We start from the raw sequence: 723 nt of genomic DNA, 5'->3' as shown, positions 1-723 counted from the left end.
AGAGGTGGCTCGGGGAAACTGAACAGCAGGGATAAGTGGATTTTCCGCGCAACAGCAGCATGATGCTGCAAGCGAGGAGATGACCATGACGAGACGACCGCGCCGGAATCACAGCCCGGCTTTCAAGGCAAAAGTAGCTGTCGCCGCGATCAAGGGTGAGCGAACTTTGATCGATCTGGCGCAGGACTTTGACGTCCATCCGAACCAGATCAAGCAGTGGCGTGACCAATTGCTTGAAGGCGCGACAAGTGTGTTTGGCGATGCCCCGAAGGCTGAACTTGCGCCGGTGATCGACGTGAAGACTTTGCATGCCAAGATAGGAGAGCTGGCGCTGGAGAACGATTTTTTGTCCAGCGCGCTCGGCAAAGAGGGCCTGTTGCCGAGCGCAAAAAAATGATCGATCCTTCAGCAAAGCTCAGCGTCAGCCGGCAGGCCATCGTGCTGGGGATCAGCCGGGGCAGCGTCTATTACCAGCCGCGCCCGGTGTCAGATCCTGATCTGAAACTGATGCACAGGATTGACAAGTTGCACATGGAGTTCCCCTTCGCGGGCAGCCGGATGCTGCAAGGTCTGTTGGTGCAGGACGGCTTCAAGGTTGGCCGGTTGCATGTCGCCACGCTCATGAGGCGCATGGGGATCGAGGCACTGTATCGCAAGCCGAACACCTCAAAACCGGCACCGGGGCACAAGATCTACCCCTACCTGCTCAGGAAGCTGCCTGTG

The 723-nt window shown here is 58.0% G+C and carries 1 pseudogene; it reads left to right on the top strand.

Annotated features, from left to right (window positions below):
* Positions 1-85: 85 nt before the first annotated feature.
* Positions 86-723: pseudogene (locus ACOI1H_RS26010) on the top strand (IS3 family transposase); the annotation flags it as partial.

The organism is Loktanella sp. DJP18, assembly GCF_049310965.1.
GTDB lineage: Bacteria > Pseudomonadota > Alphaproteobacteria > Rhodobacterales > Rhodobacteraceae > Loktanella.
This window is presented reverse-complemented; position numbering and strand designations above follow the sequence as displayed.